Source organism: Arthrobacter sp. 179 (genome assembly GCF_052379645.1).
Taxonomy (GTDB): Bacteria; Actinomycetota; Actinomycetes; order Actinomycetales; family Micrococcaceae; genus Arthrobacter_H.
In genome coordinates this window covers 140,488-162,438 of record NZ_JBQSYU010000006.1, presented here as the reverse complement: position 1 = coordinate 162,438, position 21,951 = coordinate 140,488, and the positions used below count along the sequence as shown (strand labels likewise).

Sequence of the window (21,951 nt, the reverse complement as noted above, 5' to 3'; positions counted from 1 at the left end):
CTAGGGCTTGGCGATGTCGATGACGACCTTCACGTCACCGTCACGATGCTCTAAGGCCCCAGCGTAGTCCGCCATCGGGTGGCGGCGGCTGATCAACCGGGCCAACCACTCGGAGTCCGCCTTCGCCAGGGCATCGGCGCCCTGCTCGTAATGGCGTCGGTTGGCGTTGACGGAACCGAAGACGACGTCGTTCTCCAGCACCGCGGTACGGTTCATCTGCCCGACATCGAGCGGGGTCTTCCCGCCGACACTCGAAACCCCCGTCAGGCAGACGACCGCGTTCTTGCCGTTGTTGGCGATGGCGTCCACGATCACCGGGGCCACCCCGGTGCATTCGATGACGATATCGGGTTCCAGCCCCGATTCCGGCAGTGAGTCGGTATGGAAGTGCGCCCCCAGATCGGCCACCAGACGGGGTTTCGGCCCGTCGGTGACGATGTCGTAGACGTGGACCTCGTATCCGCGCTGCACCCCCAGCAACGCCGCCAGCAAGCCGACCGGTCCCGCGCCGGTGACGGCGACGACCCTCGGGTCGAAGAAGGCACGGGATCCGATGCGTTCGATCTGTTCCCAAGCCTTGGCCACGATCGTCGTGGGTTCCAGCAGGACCCCGACCTCGGCCAGGGCGGCATCGAGCGTGACCAGATGTCCCGGCTCCTCGCGCCACTGTTCGCGGCCGAAGCCGTCCAAGGAGGCGATGCCGTGTTCGGTGTACTTCCCGTTCAAGCACATATCCCATTCACCCGCGGCGCAGGCAGCGCACGGGACGGGATCGGGGCGACGGACGATGCCGACGACCAGGTCACCGGCGGAGAAGCCGGAACCCGCGGGGGCCTCACGGACCCGGCCGAGGTTCTCATGGCCGATGACCAGCACGTCCTTGCCCTCGGGGGCGGTGCCGTACTCGGCGTTGATGATCTCCCGGTCGGTCCCGCATAGCCCGATGGCCAGCGCATCGACCAGGATGCTGCCTTCGGATGGGTCGGGAGGCCCCACCTCCTGCAGGGTCAGCGAATCCTTGCTTCCCGGCGTGACGGTGAGGGCCTTCATGAACACTCCTTGGTAGGTGGCGCGGGTCGATGGGGTCGAGGTCGGCTATCCGCTGAGCGGCATCCGCGGGATGTTCGGTTTGCCGTCGCCCCCCGCGCCATACGCCTTCAGGGCGATCCGGGTGGCCAGTTCCTCGTCGACCCGATATTTGTAGATCGGGGAAACCGGTGTCTGTTCCGCCGTCGCCTTTGCGGCATGTGCAGCGGGCGCAATGACCTTCTCGTGGATCCGGTGCCTTCTGAACAGGCTCATGATGACCTCCTCGTCAACCCGGCAGAAGCTGCTGGTTCCTTCAGGATACGCCGAATATCCCCCGAATCCAGAGGATGAACGGAACCGTTTGGCCGTTGCCGTGGGGGCCTTCATGACGAGTTCACCGGCCGTTGATCCGGCCGTTGTCCGGGGTGGCCAACATGGACGTGGAGCACCCGCACCCCGAACGCCGAAGGAACCGAAACCCATGGCATTTTGCCTCACGCCCTCTCCGAGACCCCGCCGACCGCTGACAGTCCTCATCCTCCTCGTCGCGGTTCTGGTGATCCCGGCCGCGATGGTCCCTGCCGCCGCCGCCCCGGCGCATGCCGTGGCACCGGAGGCCACGAAACTGCGACCTTCGTCGGCGGGTCCGCTATTGATCGGGCACCGTGGAGCCGCCGGGGTGGCACCGGAAAACACGGTGGCCGCCTTCAGGGCGGGCCGGGCTGCCGGCGTCGACTTCATCGAAACCGATGTGCAGCTCAGCGCCGACGGGGTGCCCTTCCTCTTCCATGACAACACTCCGGCACGCACGACCAATGTCGAGGAGGTCTATCCCGGTCGGGAGAAGGATCCGATCACCTCATTCACCTGGAAGGAACTGCGGGCTCTGGAGGTCGGCTCCTCCTTCGGCCGACGGTTCACCGGGGCGCGGATCCCGCATCTGGATGACCTGGCCCGTATCGCGAACCGCCGGACCGGGGTGTACCTGGAGATCAAGTCGCCGAAGAACTCCCCGGGCATCGAAGCGCTCGTGGCACGAAAGCTGTCCGGGCATCCGGCATGGAAACGGCTGGTGGACGCCGGGAAGGTCCACGTGCTGGGTTTCGACGCCTCCTCCAACCGCCGGTTTGCTGCCTTGGCACCACGAATTGACTTGCAACAACTGGTCGGCACCGTGCCGAATGAACAAACCCTGGCCGATTGGTCCGGCTTCGCCGACTCGGTGGGCACCAACTACCGCACCCTGACCCCCGGCGCGGTCGACCGGGTCCACGCGGCAGGCCTGGGTCTGGGGGTCTATACGGCGAACTCACCCGAAGCCATCACCATCGCCGTCGACCTGGGAGTGGACATGGTGACCGGGGACTTCCCGCAACAAAGCGTGCGACTCCAGGCCGGGAGGCCCCCGTTCCCGCGGGCTCGTGGCCTGCAGATCTCCGAGGCGGTGAATGATCCGCCCGGGGACGACGTGGCATTCGACGCGGGGGAGCATGTCGTGATCCGCAACGCCTCCGACCATGCGATCGACGCCTCCGGGGTGCTGCTCCGCGACGCCGCGAACAACACCCTGCGGGTCGGCGCCGGCTACCGGATCCCTCCGGGCGGGGAACTGCGGGTCCATACCGGCCCCGGAACCAACACCGCCACGGCCTACTTCAACGGCGGCTCGGCATCGATCCTGAATAAGGGCGGGGACTCGGTGGCCCTATGGGACAAGTGGGGGCGACTGCAGGACGTCTTCGCCAACTGAACGGTCCGAGGAGGCTCGGGCATCCGGGCCTCTCCCTTGACGCCCGCCGATGGGCGGCAGATGATCGAGCCAGGGACGGCGGAGGACCGAAAGAGATGACGGAGGCAGCATGCGCGAGGTCAAGGTAGGACTGTTCCAATCGGTTGACGGCGTCGTCGAATCGCCCCATCTGTGGCAGTTCGACCGTTTCGACGAGGAACTCGGTGCGGGGATGAACTCCATGATGGAGCAGACGGACACCGTCCTGCTCGGGCGGCACAGCTACCAGGAATGGGCGGGACATTGGCCGAAGGCCGGGCAGGACGACCCGTTTGCGGCCTTCATCAACCCCGTGGAGAAGTTCGTGGCCTCCCGGACGCTGGGCGGTGAGCTCGAATGGCAGAACTCGACGCTGATCCAGGACCCGTTGGAGGACTTCGTCCGCGACCTGCGCCAATCCGACGGCGGGGACGTTTCCGTATGCGGCAGCATCTCGGTCGTCCGCCAGCTCCTCTTCGCCGGCTTGCTGGACTCCTTGCAGTTGATGGTCCACCCGGTCATCGCCGGGGCGGGGAAGCATCTGTTCGAAGCCAGCGACCCGGTCACCCGACTGGTGCTGCAGGATTCCCGCCGGACCAGCAAGGGCAACATGGTCCTCAGCTACGGCCGCCACAGCGAGTGAGGACCCCGCAGAGACCGGCTTCACGGCGACGGCTGGGCGATCTTGAACAGTGCACCGGTCGGATCCGATAAGGCGGCGACCCGGCCGAACGTCGTGTCGACGGGCGGTTCGATCACGCTGGCTCCCAGGCCCAGCGCGCGGGTGATCGTTGCCTCGGTGTCCACGACCTGGAAGTAGACCTGCCAGGCGGAGGGGTGGCCCGTGCGCAGATAGGGGGCCGCATCGATGATTCCGGCGCTGGCCTCCGGCCCCTGGCCCAGCGTCGTGTAGCGGAAGTCGTCGGTGTAGGAGACGACGGTGGTCTGCCAGCTGAAGACCTGCTGGTAGAACTGCACGGTCTTCACGTAGTTGCGGGCGTGGAGTTCATGCCAGTAGGGGGCGCCCGGTTCGCCATGGAGGCGGAATCCGCGGTGCTCGGCGATTTCCCAGAGGCCCACCGAAGCCCCGGAGGGATCCAGCGCCCGGGCCACCCGGCCACGGGGAACGATCTCGGTGGTCTGGGCCATGATCTTTCCGCCCTGGCTGACGGCAACGGCGAGCGTGGCCTCGATGTCCTCCACGCGCAGGTACGTGCTCCAGGTGTCGGGGAGACCGGCTTCGCCGTCGTTGCCCACGATCCCGGCGACGGGGAGGCCGTCCTTGAAAGCGGTGAAGTACCGGCCAGACTGCGCCGGGTCGGCGGTGTCGAAGGTCCAGCCGAACACGGCTGCATAGAAGCCGCGGGCCCGTTCGGGTTGGGAGGACATCAAATCGATCCAGCAGGGGGCACCGGGGCTGGGGACGGGCATGGGCATGACGACCTCCTGGGTGGCGCGGATGGAACCGTGCGGAGAGTCTATGCCCGCGGCATCGGCTGCGCCCATGGGGCAGGACGTGCGGGATTCCCGAACCATCCCGGCTGCGGGGGCCGATCGGTCGCCCCGGTCCCTGATCTGGCCTACGGTGAAGCCATGGCCATCGTCTATCGTGCTGAGCTCACCCCCGGAAAACAAGAAATCGTCACCGCCTGGCTGGCCCGCCAACCCTGGTCGGGAGTCGACGACGGCGACTCCGTCGAAATGATCGGCGCCTACCGGTTCGATGACCCGGACGAAAGGATCGGCATCGAAACCCATCTGGTCCGCCGCTCCGACGGCACCGTCCTGCAGGTGCCGTTGACCTACCGGGGGGCCGAACTGTCCGGGGCCGAAGAACATCTGGCCGGGGAAATGGAACATTCGGTGCTCGGGCATCGCTGGATCTACGACGCCACCGGTGATCCCGTCTACGCCGCGGCACTGGCCCGGACCATCGTCCGGGGCCAGGCGGGGGCCGACCAGTTCCGTGACATCGACGGAACCTTGGTGCTCCAGCCCAGCACCGTCGTCGTCCACGGGTTCGGCGATCACGCGGCGCCGGCGCCGGACATCACGAGGGCTGCCCCGTCCACGAGCGAGGAACCGGGGGCCGGGCACGTCACGACGATCACCACCGACGGTCCGGCGCTCGCCGTCTACCGCACCCCGCACGCGGCGTCCGGGCATGACGGACACGACGGACGTGACGGACAGCTCACCGGCCGCTGGGACGGCCTGGGGGATTCACTGCTGCTGGCCGCCCTGACCTGAACGGGTAGGCCGGGAGGGCCCGGGGCCGCTGCCCGTAGGATATGGCCCATGACGACTCAAAGTGCGATCTTCGTGGATGCCGGGTTCCTGTTGGCCGTCGGCGGGCAGCATACGGCGGGCACTTCGCTGCGTTCGGCCTTCCGGGTGGACTACGAACGACTCGTGGAGGGCATTGCCGGCATTGCCCGGGAAGACAGTGCCCTGCCGATGCTGCGCACGTATTGGTATGACGCCTCCCGGGACGGGCTGTTCACCGATCAGCATAAGCGCATCGGCATGGTCGACGGCGTGAAGGTGCGGCTGGGCCGGATCTCCTACAGCGGTGAGCAGAAGGGCGTGGACCTGCGGCTGGCCCTGGACCTGGTGGGGCTGGCCCGCAGCGGAGCCGTTTCGGTGGTCTACCTCGTCTCCGGGGACGACGACCTGGCCGAGGCCGTGGAGGAGGCCCAGGACATGGGCGTGCAGGTCAAGCTCATTGGACTGCGCAAACCCGAGACCCGGATCGGGCTGGCCTCGGTGGCCGAGCACCTGGCCCTGTGCGTGGATGGCATCACGGAGCTGCCCGCCGAGTTGCTCGAGGCGATGTTCACCCGGTCGGTGACCAAGGGGTCCATGCCCGGTCCCGGGGTCCATGCCACCGCCGATCCGATGCCGGAAGACACCCCGGGTGAAGCATCCGGGCCCGTGCTGGAAACCGACCCGGTCCAGGCGGTGAAGCCCGGGGCCCCTGCGGTGCGCCCGCAGCGACCTGTGCCCGGTCCGTCCCCGGTGCGCATCCCGCCGAACACCGGGCCGCTGCCCCACGTGCCATCGGCAGGACCGCAGCTGGTCCACTCCTCCACGCGAGAGAACGCCGCGGCCACGGCCGGGGCCCCCGAGGCCAGCGATAGCGCCCTTTTGCGGGCCGTCGGTGAAGTCGGGGCCAGCGTCGCGGACAACTGGTACGTCAACACCACCCAGCGCGAACTCACCGAGCTGCAGGCCGACCGTCCGCTGTTGCCACCGGAGATCGATCGGGTGCTGCTGAAGGATTGCGCCCAGCAGATCGGTGAATGGAAGACCGATATCCAGGTGGTCCGCCGGACCTTGCGCGCTTCCTTCTGGGACCGTCTCGATGAGCTGACCTGACCCGCTCGAAGGTTAACCTTCTACTTCCTCGGCAGTAGGGTCGACGGCATGAGTGAACACCCAGCCACCTCGACGTCGGACGTGACGGAACAGGGACCACGGACCGGGGCCTCCTGGATCAGCAGCAACCGGCCGGCAAGCATGTATGCGGCGGTGATGATGGCCATCTCCGGGGGAATCGTCTGGTCCATGGCCGGCGCCCCCGAGGAAGCGGCCAAGAACTGGCTGATCCTGGCGTGGATCCTGCTGACCTCCACCTACACGGCGTTCGCCCTGGCCCCGAGGCCCCTGCCCCGTGTCGTGCACTTCGCGCTGGCCGGCGTCGTGGTGGCCGTCGTCGTGTGGGCGTGGTCGCCCGGTGTGCAGGAAAGTAGCCTGGCCACACCCTTCATCCCCCTGGCCATCGGAGCCGTGGGAATGGCCTTTTCCACGGGCCGGTTCCGGCCCGAAGTCGCGGTGCCCGAAGGGAACCCGCAGCAGCACGATTGAGACGTCTCAGCGCCGCCCGGTGCCGGCATCGCGGACCAGCTCGCGAAGGCCGGCGACAAAATCCTTCCACGCGGAACGATGAGGGACCCGGGGCTCCTCGGCCCCTTGGATGCGGGCGGCCCACAATTCATTGGTGCTGTCCAGTGCCTCCTGCGCCCAACCGCCCATGAGCCCATAGGCCGGCGCACGGACGGGCGCGGGGGAGAGGAAGATGTCGTGGAAGGCGTCCTGGATGCGTCGGATGGTGACATCGCTGCCCAGGGACGACGCGCGTTCGGCCACGACGTCGACGTTCAGGGCGACGTCGGCGGTGGTGGCCTCGACGGACCAGCGCGGCTGCAGGTAGCTCCTGGATGAAAGCAGGACCAGGACCGGGATCTCCAGGTCCAGGCCGTCGGCCACGGTGGCCTGGCCCTCAAAGACGGCATTGAGGAAGGCCCGGGTCAGCGGGAACCCGCGTTCGGGCCGCCATTGAAGGTTGTAGTCCCATTCGCCGTCGAACTGGCTGGAGACGGCCCGGGTGTAGATCCCCGGATCGATGGTCGGCAAAGAGGCCGCCGGGCGCAGCCACGACCCGGCGTGCATCAACGGGGCCATCATGGCCCGGCCGATATCCCGTCCCTGGAACTCCAGCCACGGGGAATTCAGGACCAGGGCGTCGACCTGCTGCGGATGGCGGGCGGCCCACAGCGTGGCCGTCAGGCCACCGGTGGAATGACCCATCAACAACAACGGGGTCGTGGACGCCGAATCGCGACCCATGGCCTCCAGCGCCGCGGTGATCTCCTCGTCGTACTCGTCGAGGCTGGTGATGTACCCCGGGGTGGACCCCTGGCGGAGGCTGCGCCCGTAGTGGCGCAGATCGATGGCGAAGAAGCGGGCCCCGGCCCGATGCCAGAACTCCGCGAGCTCACGTTGGAAGAAGTAGTCGGACCACCCGTGGATGTACAGGACGTCGACCCCGGACAGTTCCGGGACGTTCCAGTCCTGGATGCCCCCGCCATACCTCACCAGGGTGGCCACCTCGCCCGAGGGCAGCTCCAAGGTGAGCTGCTCGAACCCCGGCCCCAACACATCGGGAACCCACGTCGTCATGTCCGCAGCCTACAACGACTGACCGGGGGCCTCCCTCCAGCTGCGGGAACCTACAGTAGGGGTGTGACCTACACCGCACCGGAATCCTTCACCACCCGCCCGACCCTGTACGGCAGCTTCGGCATGAGCGCCTCCACCCACTGGCTGGCCACCGCCTGCGCCCAATCGGTCCTCGAACGCGGGGGCAACGCCTTCGATGCCGCCGTGGCCGCCGGCTTCGTGCTCCACGTCGTCGAACCGCATTTGAACGGCCCCGGCGGCGATATGACCGCGCTCTTCGCCACTGCTGAACGCCCGGGCGAGCCCGTCGTGCTGATGGGCCAGGGGCCGGCACCGGCGGCGGCCACCGTGGAGCATTACCGTGCCGAAGGCCTGGATCTGGTGCCCGGGGCCGGGGCCCTGGCGGCGGCGGTCCCCGGGGCGGTGGACGCCTGGTTGCTGCTGCTGCGTGACCACGGCAGCTGGAACCTGGCCGACGTGCTGGCCTATGCCATCGACCAGGCCCGGGACGGGCACCGGATCCTGCCGCGCGTGTGCGACACCATCGCCACGGTCGCCGACCTGTTCACCGACCATTGGCCCAGCTCGGCCCGGCAGTGGCTCCCGGAGGGGGAGCCGCCGGCCGAAGGGTCGATGCTCTACAACCCGACGTATGCGCAGCTGCTCGGATCCCTGGCACGGACGGCGACAACTACCGCAGCGGACGGCGGCCGGGCCGCTGGAATCGATGCCGCCCGTGGGCTCTGGGCGCATACCGTCGGCACCGAGGCGGAGGCCTTCCTCGCGACACCCCACCGGCATTCCTCCGGGACCGACCATGCCGCGGTGATGACGGCCGCCGACGTCGACGGGTTCCGGGCCGGCTACGAACCGGCGGCCACCGTCGTCTTTCGCGGACACACCATCGCCAAGACCGGACCCTGGGGGCAGGGCCCGGCACTGCTGTTGGCCCTGGCCATCCTCGAGGGGTACGACGACGACTACCTGGACCCGTCCACCGAACTCGGCGCCCACACCATCCTGGAGGCCCTGAAGCTGGCGATGGCCGACCGGGAAGCCTATTTCGGGGACACCGATGTCCCGCTGGAGTACCTGCTGGGTGCCGACTATGCTGCCGAACGCCGCGGCTTGATCACCGAACGGGCCAGCCATGACTTCCGACCGGGAACCGTCCCCGGGCACACGCCGTTTCGGCCCGACCTACGCACCGAGGAACCGTCCCCGGCCCGGGCCGACGGCGCCAAGACCGGTTTCGCCGGCGTCGGGGAACCGACGGTCCGCCCCAGCGGGGAAACCCGAGGGGACACCTGTCATCTGGATGTGGTGGACCGGTGGGGGAACATGGTGTCGGCTACCCCCTCGGGTGGCTGGCTGCAATCCTCGCCGAACGTCCCCGCGCTGGGATTCTGCCTGGGCACCCGGCTGCAAATGACCTGGCTACAGGCAGGCTCTCCGTCCACCCTGTCTCCCGGGAAACGCCCGCGCACCACGTTGACCCCCACCCTGGTCTTCAAGGGCGGTCAGCCGGTGGCGGCAGTGGGCTCGCCGGGAGGGGACCAGCAGGATCAGTGGCAGCTGCTCTACCTATTGCGCACCATCGTCGGTGGGTACACCCCGCAGCAGGCGATCGACGCCCCGGCGCTGCACACCACCTCAATTCCCGGTTCTTTTTGGCCGCGGACCTGGGCTCCGGGTGGGGCCGTGGTGGAGGACCGGCTGGGCGAAGCGGTGATCGCCGGGCTTGAAGCCCGTGGCCATGTGGTGACCCGGGCCGGTGACTGGGCGCTGGGACGGCTGTCCGTCGTCGTCCGGGATCCAGCGACAGGTCAACTCGCGGCGGCAGCGAATCCCCGTGGGGCCCAGGGCTACGCCGCAGGACGCTGATGGGCAGGTGTGGGTGCCGGACCGCGTCCAGCGCGGTTCCCGCCGTGGAGCCGGGTCCCGCGCTGGTTTCGGCGTTATGCCTTCCTCGGATGGGCCACGGCCTCGCTACTGGCCAGGCGGTTTAGCGCCAAGGCGGCCACCAGAAGGCCGAAGTCCCGCAGCCCCACATCGAAGAACCCGGGGAGCAGCAGGAGGTTCACGATGATGCCGGCCAGCCAGGCGACGATGACCAGCGAACCGATGCGTGGCCGCAGTGCGACCAGAATGCCTGCGGCGATCTCCACGATGCCGACCCCGTACATGAAGACCTCCGGGCTGACCGGGACGATGTCGGTGGCGATGGGGGCCAGGTAATGCGTCCAATCGGTGAGCACGTTGGTGAACTTGTCGATACCGAAGATGATCGGCGCGATGGTGAAGATGGTCCGCAGCAGGAGGAAGGCCTGATGCGTGGCACGGCTGTGTTGCCGGGTGCCCTCCGGGGCGAGATGGGTGGTCATGACGGGAACCTTTCTAAAGTAGAGATAACTCACATTAGAACCGTCGGTACTCTAAATCAATACATATTCGTTTTAGAAGTAGACTGACGTCATGAGACCCGTATCGCGCCATCGTTCCCTGCAGGACATCGCCACCGTCGCGGACCCCCTACGCGCTTCGATTTACGAGTTGGTGTCGCGCAGCCGGGAATCAGTGGGGCGCGACGAGGTCGCCCGGGAACTGGGCTTGGCCCGCCATGCTGCGGCCTTCCAATTGGATCGGCTCGCCGAACAGGGGCTGCTCACGGTGGAATTCCGTCGGTTGAATGGGGCCACGGGCCCCGGTTCCGGCAGGCCCTCCAAGGTCTACCGGGCGACCCGGACTGAGGTGTCCGCCAGTGTCCCGCAGCGCGAATATACCGTCGCCGCCGACATCATGGCCGAGGCGATCGACGCCTCCCGTGCCGACGGCCGGTCGTTGGACGAGCACCTGCCCGAAGCCGCGCGCGCGGCGGGGCGCCGCCTGGCGGCCGGCCAAGCGGATGTGCAGGCTTTTCTCGCCGCGAACGGCTACCGGCCAGAGGATCGTCAAGACGGGACCACGGATCTGACCAACTGTCCGTTTCACTCCCTGGCCAACCGGCATACCGACACGGTGTGCGGAATCAACCAGGAGCTGATCTGCGGGGCCTTGGAGACGCTGGAATCGGATCGGCGCACCGAACGGGTGGAACCCAGCGCGCCCTGCGGATGCTGCGTCAGATTGGCTGCGGAGTAGCGCCCGGCAGGTCTACGGGGCGCACGTCAGTTCATCGGGGACATCGATGGCCTTCACGACGTCGCCGCTGGCGGGATCGATGAAGACCACGGAATCCTTCGGCCAGTCGGGGTCCGGCTCCACCCGGTCCGGGTATTCGGCGGCGGACGGGGAGGCATCGGGATCCTGGGCGGCCTCCGAGGTGAGCGGGCCGTCCTGGAGGATCGTCCCGCTGGTGGTCTCCACGACCCGCACGCCCTGATCCACGCCGTCGTAGAATTCCTGCGGGAGATCGCCGGCGGCGAATCGGTCCTGCAACGCCGAACAGTCCTCCGAAACCACGGATGGGGAGGATGCGGCGGCGGATTCCGGGGGCGCCGAACTTCCAGGTGCCGTGGCCCCCGCGCCGCAGCCGGTCAGCAGGGCGCCGACCGCAATGAGCGGCATGATGGTTCTGATCCTGACTGGCACGCGTCCCCCCGATGGTTTTTGTTTTGCCCACCGTATCCCAGGGGAGGTCATCATTGGCCGTTGCCCGGCACACCGTGTAGAGCTGGGATGTGCTTCCTCCTGATCCCCGCGCCGACCCGTCCACCACGCCCACGCACGAGCCCACCGAACACGTCCTGGCGGCCCGGGGCCACGGCGGCTACCGGCAGTACCGGATCCCCGCGCTCGCCGTGAGTACCTCGGGAACGGTACTGGCCGCCTATGACGGCCGACCCAATCTCGATGACCTACCCAACACCATCGACCTGCTCGTGCGCCGCAGCTTCGACCACGGTACGACGTGGGGACCACAACAGCTGATCCGCACCGGGGAAGGCCTGACCGGATACGGTGATCCCAGCCTGCTCGTGGACCGGCAGACCGGACGCATCTTCTGCTTCCATGCCGCCGGCACCCATGCCGGGTTCTTCGAAGCCGTCGAAGGACTCGAACCGGACGACGACGTCCAGCACGTGGATCTGTCCATCTCGGACGACGACGGGGCCACCTGGTCCCACCGGCGGCTGACCGGGGAACTCAAGCGCGAGGGCGTGACCGGGATCTTCGCCGCCGCCGGGAACGGGATCCAACTCGACGCCGGCCCCTATGCCGGCCGACTCATCCAACAGATGGTCCTGCTGTTCAACGGCTTCATCCGCGCCGCCAGCGCCTACTCCGACGACCACGGAGACACCTGGACCCTGGGTGAGCCCGCCCCGGGGGAAGCGAATGAAAACAAGACCCTCTGCCTGCCCGACGGCACCGTGCTGCTGAACTCACGGGCGCCCGGGGCCCGCCGGGGAGCCCTCTCGCACGACGGCGGCCACAGCTACACGGCCCTGGAACCGATCCCCACCCTCCCCGATCCGGGGGACAACGGATCCATCCTGCGCCTGCGCACCACCGCAGACGGAGGGTCCGTCCTGCTGGCGACCAATAACCGGGACACCGCACTGCGGCGTCAGACCGTGCTCAGTGCCTCCTACGACGCCGGGGCCAGCTGGGTGCCGGTGCGCACCCTCTGCTTAGGAAGCTCGGCCTATTCCACGGCCGCCGTGCTGGCCGACGGCTCACTCGGGGTCTTCTACGAACGCTGCGGGTACACCGAGCTGGTGTTCACCCGCATCGACGCCGACCAGTTGGGTGATGAGGCACTCGCCGCCGCGGCGGCGACCTTCACCGAGGACGACGGCGGAGCGCTGACCTGGGTGCTGCGCTCCATCACCCCCGGGCGGCCCACCGAATGGGTCACGGTCGGGGCCACGCATTCGATCCCGGCGGAAGCGGGGCAGTGGGGTGTGCACACCTGGAAGGAAATCGGGCACGGCTACGCGGAGGAGGGGCAGATCCTGGGCACCCGCGAGGCCCAGATCGCCAACTACGGGCCCCCGGCCTCCGGGGTGAAGGTCGGGGACCTCCTCGCCTTCACCGGGCGGTTCAGGAACCTTCGGGATGAAACGGTGACGGCCGAACTCTCCGGGACCTTCGATGGGGAGGTGGCCGGCGACTTCCCGCCGGTTGAACTCGAGCCGGGCGCCGAGACACTGTATTTCACCCCGACCCAGACGGTGAGCGCAGCAGATCTGGCAGCCGGAGCCGTCGTCGTGCACTGTGCGGTCGCCGCCGGAGGGGAGTACTTCGAGCAGACCTTCACCCTGGACACGAAGACCGGAACCGGGGAACCGGTGGGCAGTAACGGTCGGACGACAATATAGACCAGCCGAGTGGACGTCTCTTCGAGTGCTGTAGCGTGGCCGGAAACGCCCGTCGCGAGGTCGCCGGGCCGGACCACTGGCACCGTGGGGAGAGGCACCATGATCGGTCAAAACGCAGTGGGGCCAAGGATCGCGGTCTGCGCCGCGGTGACGCTCCTCGCCGCTGCCGGGCTGAGCGGCTGCACCTCATCGACCGGATCGTCGGCTGCCACCTCCACGGCAGCGGCGGCCCAGCAGGGGCTGGAATACGACGCCGACCTCGGGGCCATGTATGCCGGCGTCCCGGTCCTGTTCAACCCGGCGGAACTCGCCGGCGGGGCGGCCGTGGAGGATCATGAACGACTGGAGTTCGACGCCGGGCAGGAGGTGCCGAAGGGACTGGAGATCGCCACCCCCGGCGTGGCCGAGCTGCCGCGGCTTTGCGAGGAAGCAGAGCCTTGCCGGGACGGCGAAGAACCGAAGTTCGCCCCGGAAGAGGCGGTCGTGGTCAAGGCCTCCGAAGGGTATGACGGGGCACCCTTCACGCTGACCGGGCAGGCGATCGATGCCGACGGAAAATCCACCGACGTCAGCATGGTCGTGACCCCCGAATCGGTCGGCAGGGCCCCCGGGGATACCACGGTGTCCGCAGCCAACCGCATGACCGCGGGATCGGGGGACAGCAAGCTGACCATCGACTTCTCCGAGGCGATGATGGTCAACCATGCGGGCGGCAAAAGCTACGTCACCGGCACCTATGAGGCCGAGTTCCCGGCGATGGCCGTTCCCCCCGGTGGCGTCCTGGACAGCACCCACGCCGGCGACTTCACGGCTGATGAGATCTTCAGCACGGTCGTCGACCAGAAGAAACCGCAGCTCTCCGGCGAACAAGGCGTCCTGGCGGTCCTCATCGACGATACCGCCGGCGGGGTGACCTACTCCCTCGCCGCCGGCGCCGTCCTGTCGTTCCCATACGCCGAGGTCGTGGCTTCGCTGCCCCACACCACAGACGAATAGGCGCCGGCACCTTCTCCTGCGGTTAGTGGTCCGGGGCCTGCGGGTTGAGCATGCTGGCTGCGGCGGCCCGATGCTCCTCCAGCCCGGTGGCCAGTGCGTAGAGCGCATGACTTAGTGGGCTGGCCGCCAACAACGAGGCGCAGCGTTCGGCCAGCCGGGGCTCCTCCCGCCCGGTGAGCTCGGTATAGCGGGCCACGGTCCGCTCGAAGATATCGGCACTGGAGATCATGCAGTGGAACGCGAAATCGACCACCGGATCGCTGACCTTCGCCGTGGTCCAGTCCAGCACCGAAACGATCTGCTCATGCTCATCGAGCAGCAGATGGGCCGGGTAGAGCTCCCCGTGGGTGAACACGGTGGACCGTGGCCATAATCCGTCATCGGCCAGCCAGGCCTCCCAACCGCCGACCAGGTCGTCGGAGACCTCGAACTCGGCCCGCACCCGCTCCAGGTCCGCCCGCCAGCGGGCTCTGACCTGCTCGGGGTCCTCATGCGGAACGCCTGCTGTTTGGGCCCGGTCCGTGTCCAGGGTGTGCAGTTCGGCGATGACCCGGGCCAGGGAATCGGCGTAGGCCTCTGATTCGGTGTCGAAGTTCCACAGCGGCTCACCGGCGCCGTCCAGGGTCAGCCCGGGGAAACCGGGCAACAACGGATAGGCGATGAGTTCGGCGGTGCTGATCCGCCAGTCGGGGACGGCCACCGACAGCCGGGGGCGCACGAAATCAAGGATCGCCCGTTCCTCGCCGAGCGTGGCGGAGACCTCGTCGCGGCGCGGGATCCGTAGCACCCACTGCTGGGCCACCTCGGAGTCCTCGTGGCCGAACGCGACCCGGTAGTCCAGCCCCGATTCGTTGAACGTGATGCCCTCTTCGGCCAGGTCCAGATCGTGGCGGGCGGCCAGGGCGCGGACGGCTTCGGGGGTTTCCGGCAGGTCGGTGCTCATGGATGGCATTGTCTCAGAGGTCGGTGACGATGACGACGTCCAGACGCCGGGGCCCGTGAACCCCTTCCACCCGTTCGAGCTCGATATCGCTGGTGGCGCTGGGGCCGGAGATCCAGGTCAACGGCCGGGTGATCTCCAGCCGCGACATGGCCTCGGGCAGGATCTGGACGATGGACGACGCCGGGACGATGCACACATGCTGATCCGGTACCAGGCTGATCGCCCGCCGCCCCTGGTCGGGAGAGCCGTCCAATACGATCGTGGCCGATTCGGCGATGGAGACCGTCGAGGAGGTGACCACGGAGGAGAGCGCGTCGAGTTCGGGCACGCTCAACCGGTGGCCCGGGGCATCGGTGATCCGCCGGTCATCGACGCGCAGATCGTCAACGTCGAACCAGGCCTCGGGCAGCCCGTGGGGGACCACGTACCCGGAGGCCTCCTTCAGCAGGGTGGCGATGGTCCCCGGGAGTCCTGCCGCAGTCACGACGTCGACGTGGGCCTTATAGTCCTCGAGACGTTCGACCAGCATCTCCTCGATGTCCTGTTCCGATAGATCGGCGGACCGGCGGTAGGTGCGCGGGACCTCGGGGATCGCGGGTTCGTCGGCCAGGGCCGAGGTGATGCGTTCGAGGATCTCTTCGCGGGCGCCCATCATTTTCCGTCCTTCGTGGTGCCGGTGTCCCCGGCGTCGTGCTCGGAGGCCCACCAGTCGCGGAAGGACTTCTTCGGTGGCGCCGGGATGTCACGGGAGGCGGTCCACCCGCCGGCCAGGCGGCCGGGAAGACGTTTGATCTTCTTATCCCGTCCGGCAGCCAACCGGCCCAAGGGCAGGGCCTTCTCCAACAGGTTCAGGTGCGTCCCGGAGGAGAACGCCCATTGGGCGCCCTTCATCATCAGGTCCATTTCCGAGGGCATCCGGGGTTTTCCGCGCCGGGAGTCGACGTCCTCGCCGCGCAGGTGCACCAGGATCTCGGGGATGTTGATCTTCACCGGGCAGGCGTCGAAGCAGGCCCCGCACAGGCTGGAGGCATAGGGCAGGGAATTATTCTCCTCCGCCTTGATGCCGGTCATCAGCGGGGAGAGGATCGCCCCGATCGGTCCCGGGTAGGTCGAGCCGTAGGCGTGGCCGCCGGTGCGTTCGTAGACCGGGCAGACGTTCATGCAGGCCGAGCACCGGATGCAGTGCAACGCCGAACGTCCGTACCGATCCGACAGGGCGGCGGTGCGCCCGTTGTCCACCATCACCAGGTGCACGTTCTGTGGTCCGTCGTCCTCGGTGACCCCGGTCCAGAAGGAGGTGTACGGGTTCATCCGTTCCCCGGTGGAGGAGCGGGGGAGCAGCTGCATGAAGACCTCGAGGTCGTCGGCCTGGGGCAGCAGCTTCTCGATGCCCATCACGGTGATCAGCGTTTGTGGCAGCGTCAGGCACATCCGGCCATTGCCTTCGGATTCGACGACGCCCAGGGTGCCGGTATCGGCCAGCGCGAAGTTGGCCCCGGAGATGGCGACCTTGGCCGAGAGGAACTTGCGCCGCAGGTGGGCCCGGGCGGCCATGGCCAGCTGGCGCGGGTCATCGGTCAGCTCCGGGTCGACATCGGGCATTTCGCGCAGGAAGATCTCGCGGACCTCGGAGCGGTTCTTGTGGATGGCCGGGACCAGGATGTGGCTGGGCTTGTCGTGGCCGAGCTGGACGATCAGTTCGGCCAGATCGGTTTCGAAGGCCTCGATCCCCTCGGCCGCGAGGTGGTCGTTCAGACCGATCTCCTCGGTGGCCATCGACTTGACCTTCACGACCTCCTCGGTGTCCTGCTCACGGACGAGGGAGGCGACGATCCGGTTGGCCTCCTCGGCGTCCCGGGCCCAGTGGATGATCCCGCCGCGGGCGGTGAAGTTCGCCTCGAACTGTTCCAGCAGGGCCGGAAGGTCGGCCATGGCCGCTTCCTTCGTCGCCGATCCGGCGGAGCGCAGGTCCTCCCAGTCGGGCAGCTCCCCGACGACCTTCAGCCGCTTATCGCGGATGGAGTGGGTGGCATGGCGCAGGTTGGTGCGCATTTGGTCGTTGGCCAGCTCGTGGTGGGCTGCGTCGGGGAAGGACTCGGTGGCATGCAGGTTCCCGATCCCGTAGGCGGGCAGGGACGGCATGCCGACGAAGACGGCGCTCATCGGGCCACCTTCGCCTTCGCGCCGTGCCCGGTCCCGGCGTCATACGGGTTCTCCCGGGTGCTGGCGAGGATCTCGGCGAAGTGCAGGGTGCCCGCCGCGGCGCCGGAGCGGGAGAGCCCACCGCCGATATGCAGCAGGCAGGAGGCGTCGCCCCCGGTGCACAGCGAGGCGCCGGTGGAGGTGATGTTCTCCGCCTTGTCCTCGAGCATGGCCGAGGAGACCTCGGCGTTCTTCATCGAGAACGTCCCGCCGAAGCCGCAGCACTGGTCGGCCTCGGGCAGATCGGCCACCGTGATGCCCTCGACGGTGCGCAGCAGATCCAGTTGGCGGTCCTGCAGGCGCAACAGCCGCATCCCGTGGCAGGAGGGATGGTAGGTCACCGAGGTCGGGAACCAGCTGCCCAGTTCTGCGGCGGCGTCGGTGATGCCCAGGACGTCGGTGAGCAGTTGGGAGAGCTCGTAGGTGCGCGTCCCCACCGACTCGGCCCGGCTCTTGAGCCCGGCATCGCCGGCCCGTTCGGCGATCATCGGGTGCTGGTGCTTCACCGAGGCGACGCAGGAGGCCGAAGGGGCCACGGCGACGTCGTAGTCGGGGGTGTCGAAGGCCTCGACGTGATTGGCGATGACCGGCACGGCCTCGGCGAAGTAGCCGGAGTTGATGTGCATCTGACCGCAGCAGGCCTGGCCGGTCGGGAACACGACTTCGTGCCCGAGCCGTTCCAGGATCGAGACGGTGGCCCGGGCGGTGCTCGGGTACATGCCATCGACGATGCAGGTGGCAAATAGGGCGATTTTCATTCAGGGCCTTCCGGTGGCGTCGTCGAGCGAGCCATGGGCTATGTGGTCAGACCACTATAGGGTTACTGCTCCCCTCCGTCCAGCACCCGCGCCGAGGGTGGTCGGACCATGGAAGGATGGACGGGTGACCACCGAGAACCAGGCCGGAGCTCCGGCACCGAAGGCCTACCAGACCGTCCTTGACGCCATCGAGGACCAGCTGCGTCATGGGCAGCTGAAGGTCGGGGACCAACTGCCCGGCGAACGGCTGCTGGCCGAAACACATGGCATCTCCCGGGCCTCGGTCCGTGACGCCATCCGGATCCTGGACGTCATGGGCGTGGTGCGCACCGCCACCGGATCCGGGCCCGGCGCCGGGGCCGTGGTGATTTCCGAACCGGCCACCGGGATCGCCACCGCCTTGCGGATGCACGTCGCCTCGGCCCGGCTCAGTGTCGAGGAGATCGTCCAGACCCGCATCCTGTTGGAGACCTGGGCCGCGAACACCGCGGACCTCCAAGCCGACCCCGAACGCTCCGATCGCCTCCTGGCCGCGGCACGGGAGCTGCTGGACGCCATGGACGATCCGCAGCTGGACCGTGCCGGCTTCCATGCCATGGATGCCCGCTTCCACGTGCTGCTCTCCGGGCTGGCCGGTAACGCCGTGATCGAGGCCATGATGGAGTCCCTGCGGCTGTCCATCGGCGACTACGTGCGCGAATCGGTGCGCAGCGACGCCGCCTGGGAACCCATCGCCGAGGTCCTGCGGGCCCAGCACCATGGCATTCTGGCGGCCGTATCCGCCGGCCACGGGGCCGAGGCCGCCCGGTTGCTGCGCGAACACATCGAATGGTTCCACCAGGAATCAACGGAGACCCAGGGGGACTGACCCTGCGGTGCGGAACGCGTTCGACAGGGCCTCGACGGTTCACTCCATGCGCCCGGTCTCGTAGGCCCAGATGGCCAACTCGACCCGATTCCGTGCCTGGAGTTTGGCCATGAGACTGCCGAGGTGGAACTTCACGGTGCTTATGGCGATGTGGAGGTCCTGGCCGATTTCCGCGTTGGTCCGCCCTGCGGCCACGCTGAGCAGCACCGCTTCCTCACGGGTGGTGAGCGGATCGAGGGGCTGGGCAGGGCGGGTCGGGATGCGACGGGTGAAGTCGGCCAGGAGTCGGGCCGTCACCCCGGGATCGATGAGCGCCCCGCCCCGGACGGCGGCCTGGACGGCCCGGACCAGTTCTTCGGGGGAGGCGCCCTTGAGGAGGAACCCCCGCGCGCCCGCCTTCAGCGCCCCGTAGACATGTTCGTCGGTGTCGAAGGTGGTGATCACGACGACGGCCAAGGGGTTCTCCACGCCGGGCCCGGCCAACAGGCGGGTTGCTTCGATGCCATCGAGGTTCGGCATCCGGATATCCAGCAAACAGACATCGGGGCGCAGGCGCAGGGCCATGTCCACGGCCTCCCTCCCGTCGGCAGCCTGGCCGATGACGTTCAGGCCGGGCTGGTGGTCCAGGATCGTGGTCAGCCCGGCCCGGATGATGCTTTGATCATCGGCGATGAGTACCCGCAAGGTCATGATGAGGCCCCCGGGCGGGGGAGGACCGCGGTGACCAGCCAGCCGTGTCCGGTTCCCGGTCCGGCATGGAACGTCCCCCCGAGCAACCGGACCCGCTCGGCCATGCCGATCAGCCCATAGCCGGGGACCCCACCGGTGGTGGCTGCCCCGTCGTCCATGACGCTGAGCCTCACCTCGGTGCCACCGCCCACGACGGTGACATCGATCAAGGTGGCGTGGCGTGCATGCCGCCGGGCGTTCGTGACGGCCTCTTGTGCCACGCGGTACAAGGAAGTCTGCACGCCCGCAGGCAGGCCTGCCAGCTCGCCCCGCAGCCGGACCTCGACCCGCGGAAGGCCGGTTCCCGGGGAGGCCAGGTTCTTCAGATCGGCCAGCTGGCTCGTTGGACCGGCCGCTTCCCGATCGCCGGTGCCGCGCAGCGTGCCCACCATGGCCCGCATTTCCTCCAGCGTGGTGGCGGCCTCCCGCTCGATGACTTCCAGCGCGTCAACGGCGCCGCCCGGCGAGGTGGAACGAGCCAGGACCAGACCTGCTTGGGCTTGAATGGCCATGGCGGAGACATGATGGGCGACCGTGTCGTGGAGATCCCTGGCCAGTTGCTCCCGCTCCTGGAGCCTCGTGTGCTCGATCAACTGACCCCGGACGAGAACCCGATAGCGGCCGGCCGTTCCCACGGCGGCGGCTGACACCAGGACCGCCGTCCCCCCGATCGCATCCGCCGGCCCGCTGAAGTCCGTCAGGATGCTGAGCAGGAGTCCGATCACGATCACCCCGGCGCCCAGGGCCACGTCCCGTCTGGCGGCCCGCCGGAAGAGGGAATGGACCAGCAGGAGCACGGCGGCCCCGCCATGGAGCACCACCGGGCCGGTGCCGGAGACGAGGGCGCCCAGATCCACGAGGATGAACATCCCGAACGCAAGAACGACGGCGGCCAGAGCATGCGCTCGCCGGATCAACACCGCCACCGTCACGAGCAGTCCCATCGGTACGATGAGCCACGCGGAGTCGGGCCGGACGGCCGCCTCGAGGCCCACCGCCACGGCCACGACCGCAGCCAGGACGCCGTCGTGCCAGCGGATACCGGCCGACGCACCCCTGACGGGTGGCTCGACCCACAGCGACCGGGCGACACTCCACATGGTCATCAGCATAGAAGAGCGGTGCCGGCAACGGAACGGCCGAAGGACCAGCCCCCGCCCGGCCGATGGGCCAGGTCGATCCAGGCCTGCGGACCGGTGTGGTGCCGGGGGTGCCGGACCCACACTGGAAGCCAGGAACCAGTGCCCACCCTCGATGAAAGTGAAACCGTGATGCGTAGGAATCCAACGACGGACCGTTCGGACCCCCGACTCGACGAAAGGATCGTGCTTGGCGGCCTGTGGACCAGCGTCCTGTTCGTCTTCGCCTATGTCGATCTCTTCGGATTCTGGAGGGCCGACATCGTCCAGGGCGCGCTCGCCGGCCAGGTCTCCGGCACGGGCGTGGCGATCAACCAGACCTTCCTGGCGTTGGCGACCGCCTACATCCTGGTTCCCAGCCTCATGATCGTGGTGTCGCTTCTGGCCCGGGCCAGGGTGAATCTGACCGCCAACATCGTCATCGGTGTGCTCTACTTCGTCACCATCGTGGTGACGGCCCTGAGCGAGAGGTGGATCTACTACCTTCTCGGTAGCGCCGTCGAGCTGGTTCTTCTGCTGATGATCATGCGGACCGCGTGGACCTGGCGGCACCGTTCCCGTCAGACGCTGCCGTTGGCCGGTTCCAGCGCAAAACCAGCCACCTGAGCCAGGGCCACGGCGCCACGAGGGGGGAGGGCCTCATGGCTGCCGGATCCCGCACGGACCCCACCGTCGACCTGCTGGTCGACGTCCGCGCATTCCACCCCGGGACCACCGATCTGCGTCACCGGCTTTACCATGACCCCCACGTCGGGCTCGATCTTCCCGGCACACAGCAAAAGGTCCTGGACTTGGCTCGACGGAGCGCGCTTCGAGATCTCCACGGGGGCCCGCACCACCTCGGTGTCCGCAGTGCTGTTGCTCGGGGACATGGACGCCTTGCCGATCCAGGAGAAGATCGGGCTTGGCTATGCGTCATGGGTCGAGGGCTCGAAAATAGAACCGCATCTAACGCAGTAGGCCTCGACGTGGATGCGGCCCACCCCCAGCAGGTCCAGCGCGGAGCGGTTCAGACACTCCAGAAGGGGAGGCCGTGCCCATAGGTGAGACGGGTGTGCTCCGCCGGCAGGGATAGCGCCCATTTGGCGATCAAGACGGCATAACGGCCTGCCTTGCTTGAAGTTGGGCCGACGGTACCGAGGGCTGACGTCACTTCCACTCGATAACCGAAATTATCGTGTGGATAAATTAGGCTTCCTGAATATCAGAATCACTGGTAATCAGCATTAAGCA

General features: G+C 67.9%; 24 protein-coding genes. 11 read left to right on the top strand and 13 right to left on the bottom strand.

Annotation, left to right across the window (positions count from 1 at the left end):
* Entirely contained in the window at positions 1-1,050 is a 1,050-nt protein-coding gene (locus tag ACT3UE_RS06075) for a glucose 1-dehydrogenase (protein ID WP_443382068.1), read from the bottom strand.
* 45 nt (positions 1,051-1,095) lie between these two features.
* Complete coding sequence (locus tag ACT3UE_RS06070; RefSeq protein WP_443382070.1) at positions 1,096-1,302, bottom strand: hypothetical protein; 207 nt, start codon at positions 1,300-1,302, stop codon at positions 1,096-1,098.
* A gap of 208 nt (positions 1,303-1,510) precedes the next feature.
* Here ACT3UE_RS06070 and ACT3UE_RS06065 point away from each other — a divergent pair, with 208 nt between their 5' ends.
* Together ACT3UE_RS06065 and ACT3UE_RS06060 are read left to right on the top strand one after the other, a co-directional pair.
* Positions 1,511-2,779, top strand: coding sequence for a glycerophosphodiester phosphodiesterase family protein (locus tag ACT3UE_RS06065; RefSeq protein ID WP_443382072.1), 1,269 nt, complete (start codon positions 1,511-1,513; stop codon positions 2,777-2,779).
* A 109-nt stretch (positions 2,780-2,888) separates the two neighbouring features.
* Positions 2,889-3,440, top strand: a complete 552-nt coding sequence (locus ACT3UE_RS06060; protein ID WP_443382074.1) for a dihydrofolate reductase family protein — start codon at positions 2,889-2,891, stop codon at positions 3,438-3,440.
* A gap of 20 nt (positions 3,441-3,460) precedes the next feature.
* Here the strand turns inward: ACT3UE_RS06060 and ACT3UE_RS06055 are convergent, their stop codons facing one another.
* Entirely contained in the window at positions 3,461-4,234 is a 774-nt protein-coding gene (locus tag ACT3UE_RS06055) for a VOC family protein (RefSeq protein WP_443382076.1), read from the bottom strand.
* A 30-nt stretch (positions 4,235-4,264) separates the two neighbouring features.
* Here ACT3UE_RS06055 and ACT3UE_RS06050 point away from each other — a divergent pair, with 30 nt between their 5' ends.
* The 3 genes from ACT3UE_RS06050 to ACT3UE_RS06040 are packed head-to-tail and all read left to right on the top strand — an operon-like array spanning position 4,265 to position 6,664.
* Complete coding sequence (locus tag ACT3UE_RS06050) at positions 4,265-5,047, top strand: CG0192-related protein (protein WP_443382078.1); 783 nt, start codon at positions 4,265-4,267, stop codon at positions 5,045-5,047.
* 48 nt (positions 5,048-5,095) lie between these two features.
* Positions 5,096-6,175, top strand: a complete 1,080-nt coding sequence (locus tag ACT3UE_RS06045; RefSeq protein WP_443382080.1) for an NYN domain-containing protein — start codon at positions 5,096-5,098, stop codon at positions 6,173-6,175.
* Between the two features lie 48 nt (positions 6,176-6,223).
* Entirely contained in the window at positions 6,224-6,664 is a 441-nt protein-coding gene (locus ACT3UE_RS06040) for a hypothetical protein (RefSeq protein ID WP_443382082.1), read from the top strand.
* Positions 6,665-6,670: 6 nt separating this feature from the next.
* On the opposite strand, the gene ACT3UE_RS06035 is transcribed toward ACT3UE_RS06040, so the two are convergent.
* Positions 6,671-7,759, bottom strand: a complete 1,089-nt coding sequence (locus ACT3UE_RS06035) for an alpha/beta hydrolase (protein WP_443382084.1) — start codon at positions 7,757-7,759, stop codon at positions 6,671-6,673.
* Between the two features lie 63 nt (positions 7,760-7,822).
* On the opposite strand from ACT3UE_RS06035, the gene ACT3UE_RS06030 reads away from it, so the two are divergent.
* On the top strand, positions 7,823-9,643 hold the full coding sequence (locus ACT3UE_RS06030) for a gamma-glutamyltransferase family protein (RefSeq protein WP_443382086.1): 1,821 nt from the start codon (positions 7,823-7,825) through the stop codon (positions 9,641-9,643).
* 74 nt (positions 9,644-9,717) lie between these two features.
* Here the strand turns inward: ACT3UE_RS06030 and ACT3UE_RS06025 are convergent, their stop codons facing one another.
* Positions 9,718-10,143, bottom strand: a complete 426-nt coding sequence (locus tag ACT3UE_RS06025; RefSeq protein WP_443382088.1) for a hypothetical protein — start codon at positions 10,141-10,143, stop codon at positions 9,718-9,720.
* A gap of 91 nt (positions 10,144-10,234) precedes the next feature.
* Here ACT3UE_RS06025 and ACT3UE_RS06020 point away from each other — a divergent pair, with 91 nt between their 5' ends.
* Positions 10,235-10,900: a helix-turn-helix transcriptional regulator gene (locus tag ACT3UE_RS06020; protein WP_443382090.1), complete on the top strand. Its 666-nt coding sequence runs from the start codon at positions 10,235-10,237 to the stop codon at positions 10,898-10,900.
* A 12-nt stretch (positions 10,901-10,912) separates the two neighbouring features.
* Here the strand turns inward: ACT3UE_RS06020 and ACT3UE_RS06015 are convergent, their stop codons facing one another.
* Positions 10,913-11,326, bottom strand: a complete 414-nt coding sequence (locus ACT3UE_RS06015) for a hypothetical protein (protein ID WP_443382092.1) — start codon at positions 11,324-11,326, stop codon at positions 10,913-10,915.
* A gap of 113 nt (positions 11,327-11,439) precedes the next feature.
* On the opposite strand from ACT3UE_RS06015, the gene ACT3UE_RS06010 reads away from it, so the two are divergent.
* On the top strand, positions 11,440-13,083 hold the full coding sequence (locus ACT3UE_RS06010; RefSeq protein ID WP_443382094.1) for a sialidase family protein: 1,644 nt from the start codon (positions 11,440-11,442) through the stop codon (positions 13,081-13,083).
* A 99-nt stretch (positions 13,084-13,182) separates the two neighbouring features.
* The gene (locus tag ACT3UE_RS06005; RefSeq protein WP_443382096.1) at positions 13,183-14,079 is read left to right on the top strand and encodes a hypothetical protein; all 897 of its coding nucleotides are present in this window, start codon (positions 13,183-13,185) and stop codon (positions 14,077-14,079) included.
* A 22-nt stretch (positions 14,080-14,101) separates the two neighbouring features.
* Here ACT3UE_RS06005 and ACT3UE_RS06000 read toward each other — a convergent pair whose 3' ends face one another.
* The 4 genes from ACT3UE_RS06000 to ACT3UE_RS05985 are packed head-to-tail and all read right to left on the bottom strand — an operon-like array spanning position 14,102 to position 17,982.
* Positions 14,102-15,022: a macrolide 2'-phosphotransferase gene (locus tag ACT3UE_RS06000; protein WP_443382098.1), complete on the bottom strand. Its 921-nt coding sequence runs from the start codon at positions 15,020-15,022 to the stop codon at positions 14,102-14,104.
* A gap of 13 nt (positions 15,023-15,035) precedes the next feature.
* Positions 15,036-15,674, bottom strand: a complete 639-nt coding sequence (locus ACT3UE_RS05995) for a LutC/YkgG family protein (RefSeq protein WP_443382120.1) — start codon at positions 15,672-15,674, stop codon at positions 15,036-15,038.
* Positions 15,674-17,185 (bottom strand): LutB/LldF family L-lactate oxidation iron-sulfur protein, encoded by a 1,512-nt coding sequence (locus ACT3UE_RS05990; RefSeq protein ID WP_444554119.1) that lies wholly within the window; start codon positions 17,183-17,185, stop codon positions 15,674-15,676. The genes ACT3UE_RS05995 and ACT3UE_RS05990 overlap by 1 nt, the downstream gene beginning before the upstream one ends.
* Positions 17,182-17,982, bottom strand: a complete 801-nt coding sequence (locus ACT3UE_RS05985) for a (Fe-S)-binding protein (protein ID WP_444554118.1) — start codon at positions 17,980-17,982, stop codon at positions 17,182-17,184. Before ACT3UE_RS05985 ends, ACT3UE_RS05990 begins: the two co-directional genes overlap by 4 nt.
* Before the next feature lie 124 nt (positions 17,983-18,106).
* On the opposite strand from ACT3UE_RS05985, the gene ACT3UE_RS05980 reads away from it, so the two are divergent.
* A complete protein-coding gene (locus tag ACT3UE_RS05980) occupies positions 18,107-18,850 on the top strand; it encodes a FadR/GntR family transcriptional regulator (protein WP_444566392.1) in 744 nt (247 codons plus the stop codon).
* 39 nt (positions 18,851-18,889) lie between these two features.
* Here ACT3UE_RS05980 and ACT3UE_RS05975 read toward each other — a convergent pair whose 3' ends face one another.
* Together ACT3UE_RS05975 and ACT3UE_RS05970 are read right to left on the bottom strand one after the other, a co-directional pair.
* On the bottom strand, positions 18,890-19,540 hold the full coding sequence (locus ACT3UE_RS05975; RefSeq protein ID WP_444554116.1) for a response regulator: 651 nt from the start codon (positions 19,538-19,540) through the stop codon (positions 18,890-18,892).
* Positions 19,537-20,685: a sensor histidine kinase gene (locus ACT3UE_RS05970; RefSeq protein WP_443382108.1), complete on the bottom strand. Its 1,149-nt coding sequence runs from the start codon at positions 20,683-20,685 to the stop codon at positions 19,537-19,539. Before ACT3UE_RS05970 ends, ACT3UE_RS05975 begins: the two co-directional genes overlap by 4 nt.
* 165 nt (positions 20,686-20,850) lie before the next feature.
* Here ACT3UE_RS05970 and ACT3UE_RS05965 point away from each other — a divergent pair, with 165 nt between their 5' ends.
* Positions 20,851-21,324: a DUF6326 family protein gene (locus ACT3UE_RS05965; RefSeq protein WP_444566391.1), complete on the top strand. Its 474-nt coding sequence runs from the start codon at positions 20,851-20,853 to the stop codon at positions 21,322-21,324.
* Here ACT3UE_RS05965 and ACT3UE_RS05960 read toward each other — a convergent pair.
* Positions 21,279-21,590 carry a hypothetical protein gene (locus ACT3UE_RS05960; RefSeq protein ID WP_444566390.1) on the bottom strand — a complete coding sequence of 104 codons (312 nt, stop codon included), beginning with the start codon at positions 21,588-21,590 and terminating at the stop codon, positions 21,279-21,281. The two genes, ACT3UE_RS05965 and ACT3UE_RS05960, sit on opposite strands and share 46 nt — an antisense overlap.
* Positions 21,591-21,951: the final 361 nt, after the last annotated feature.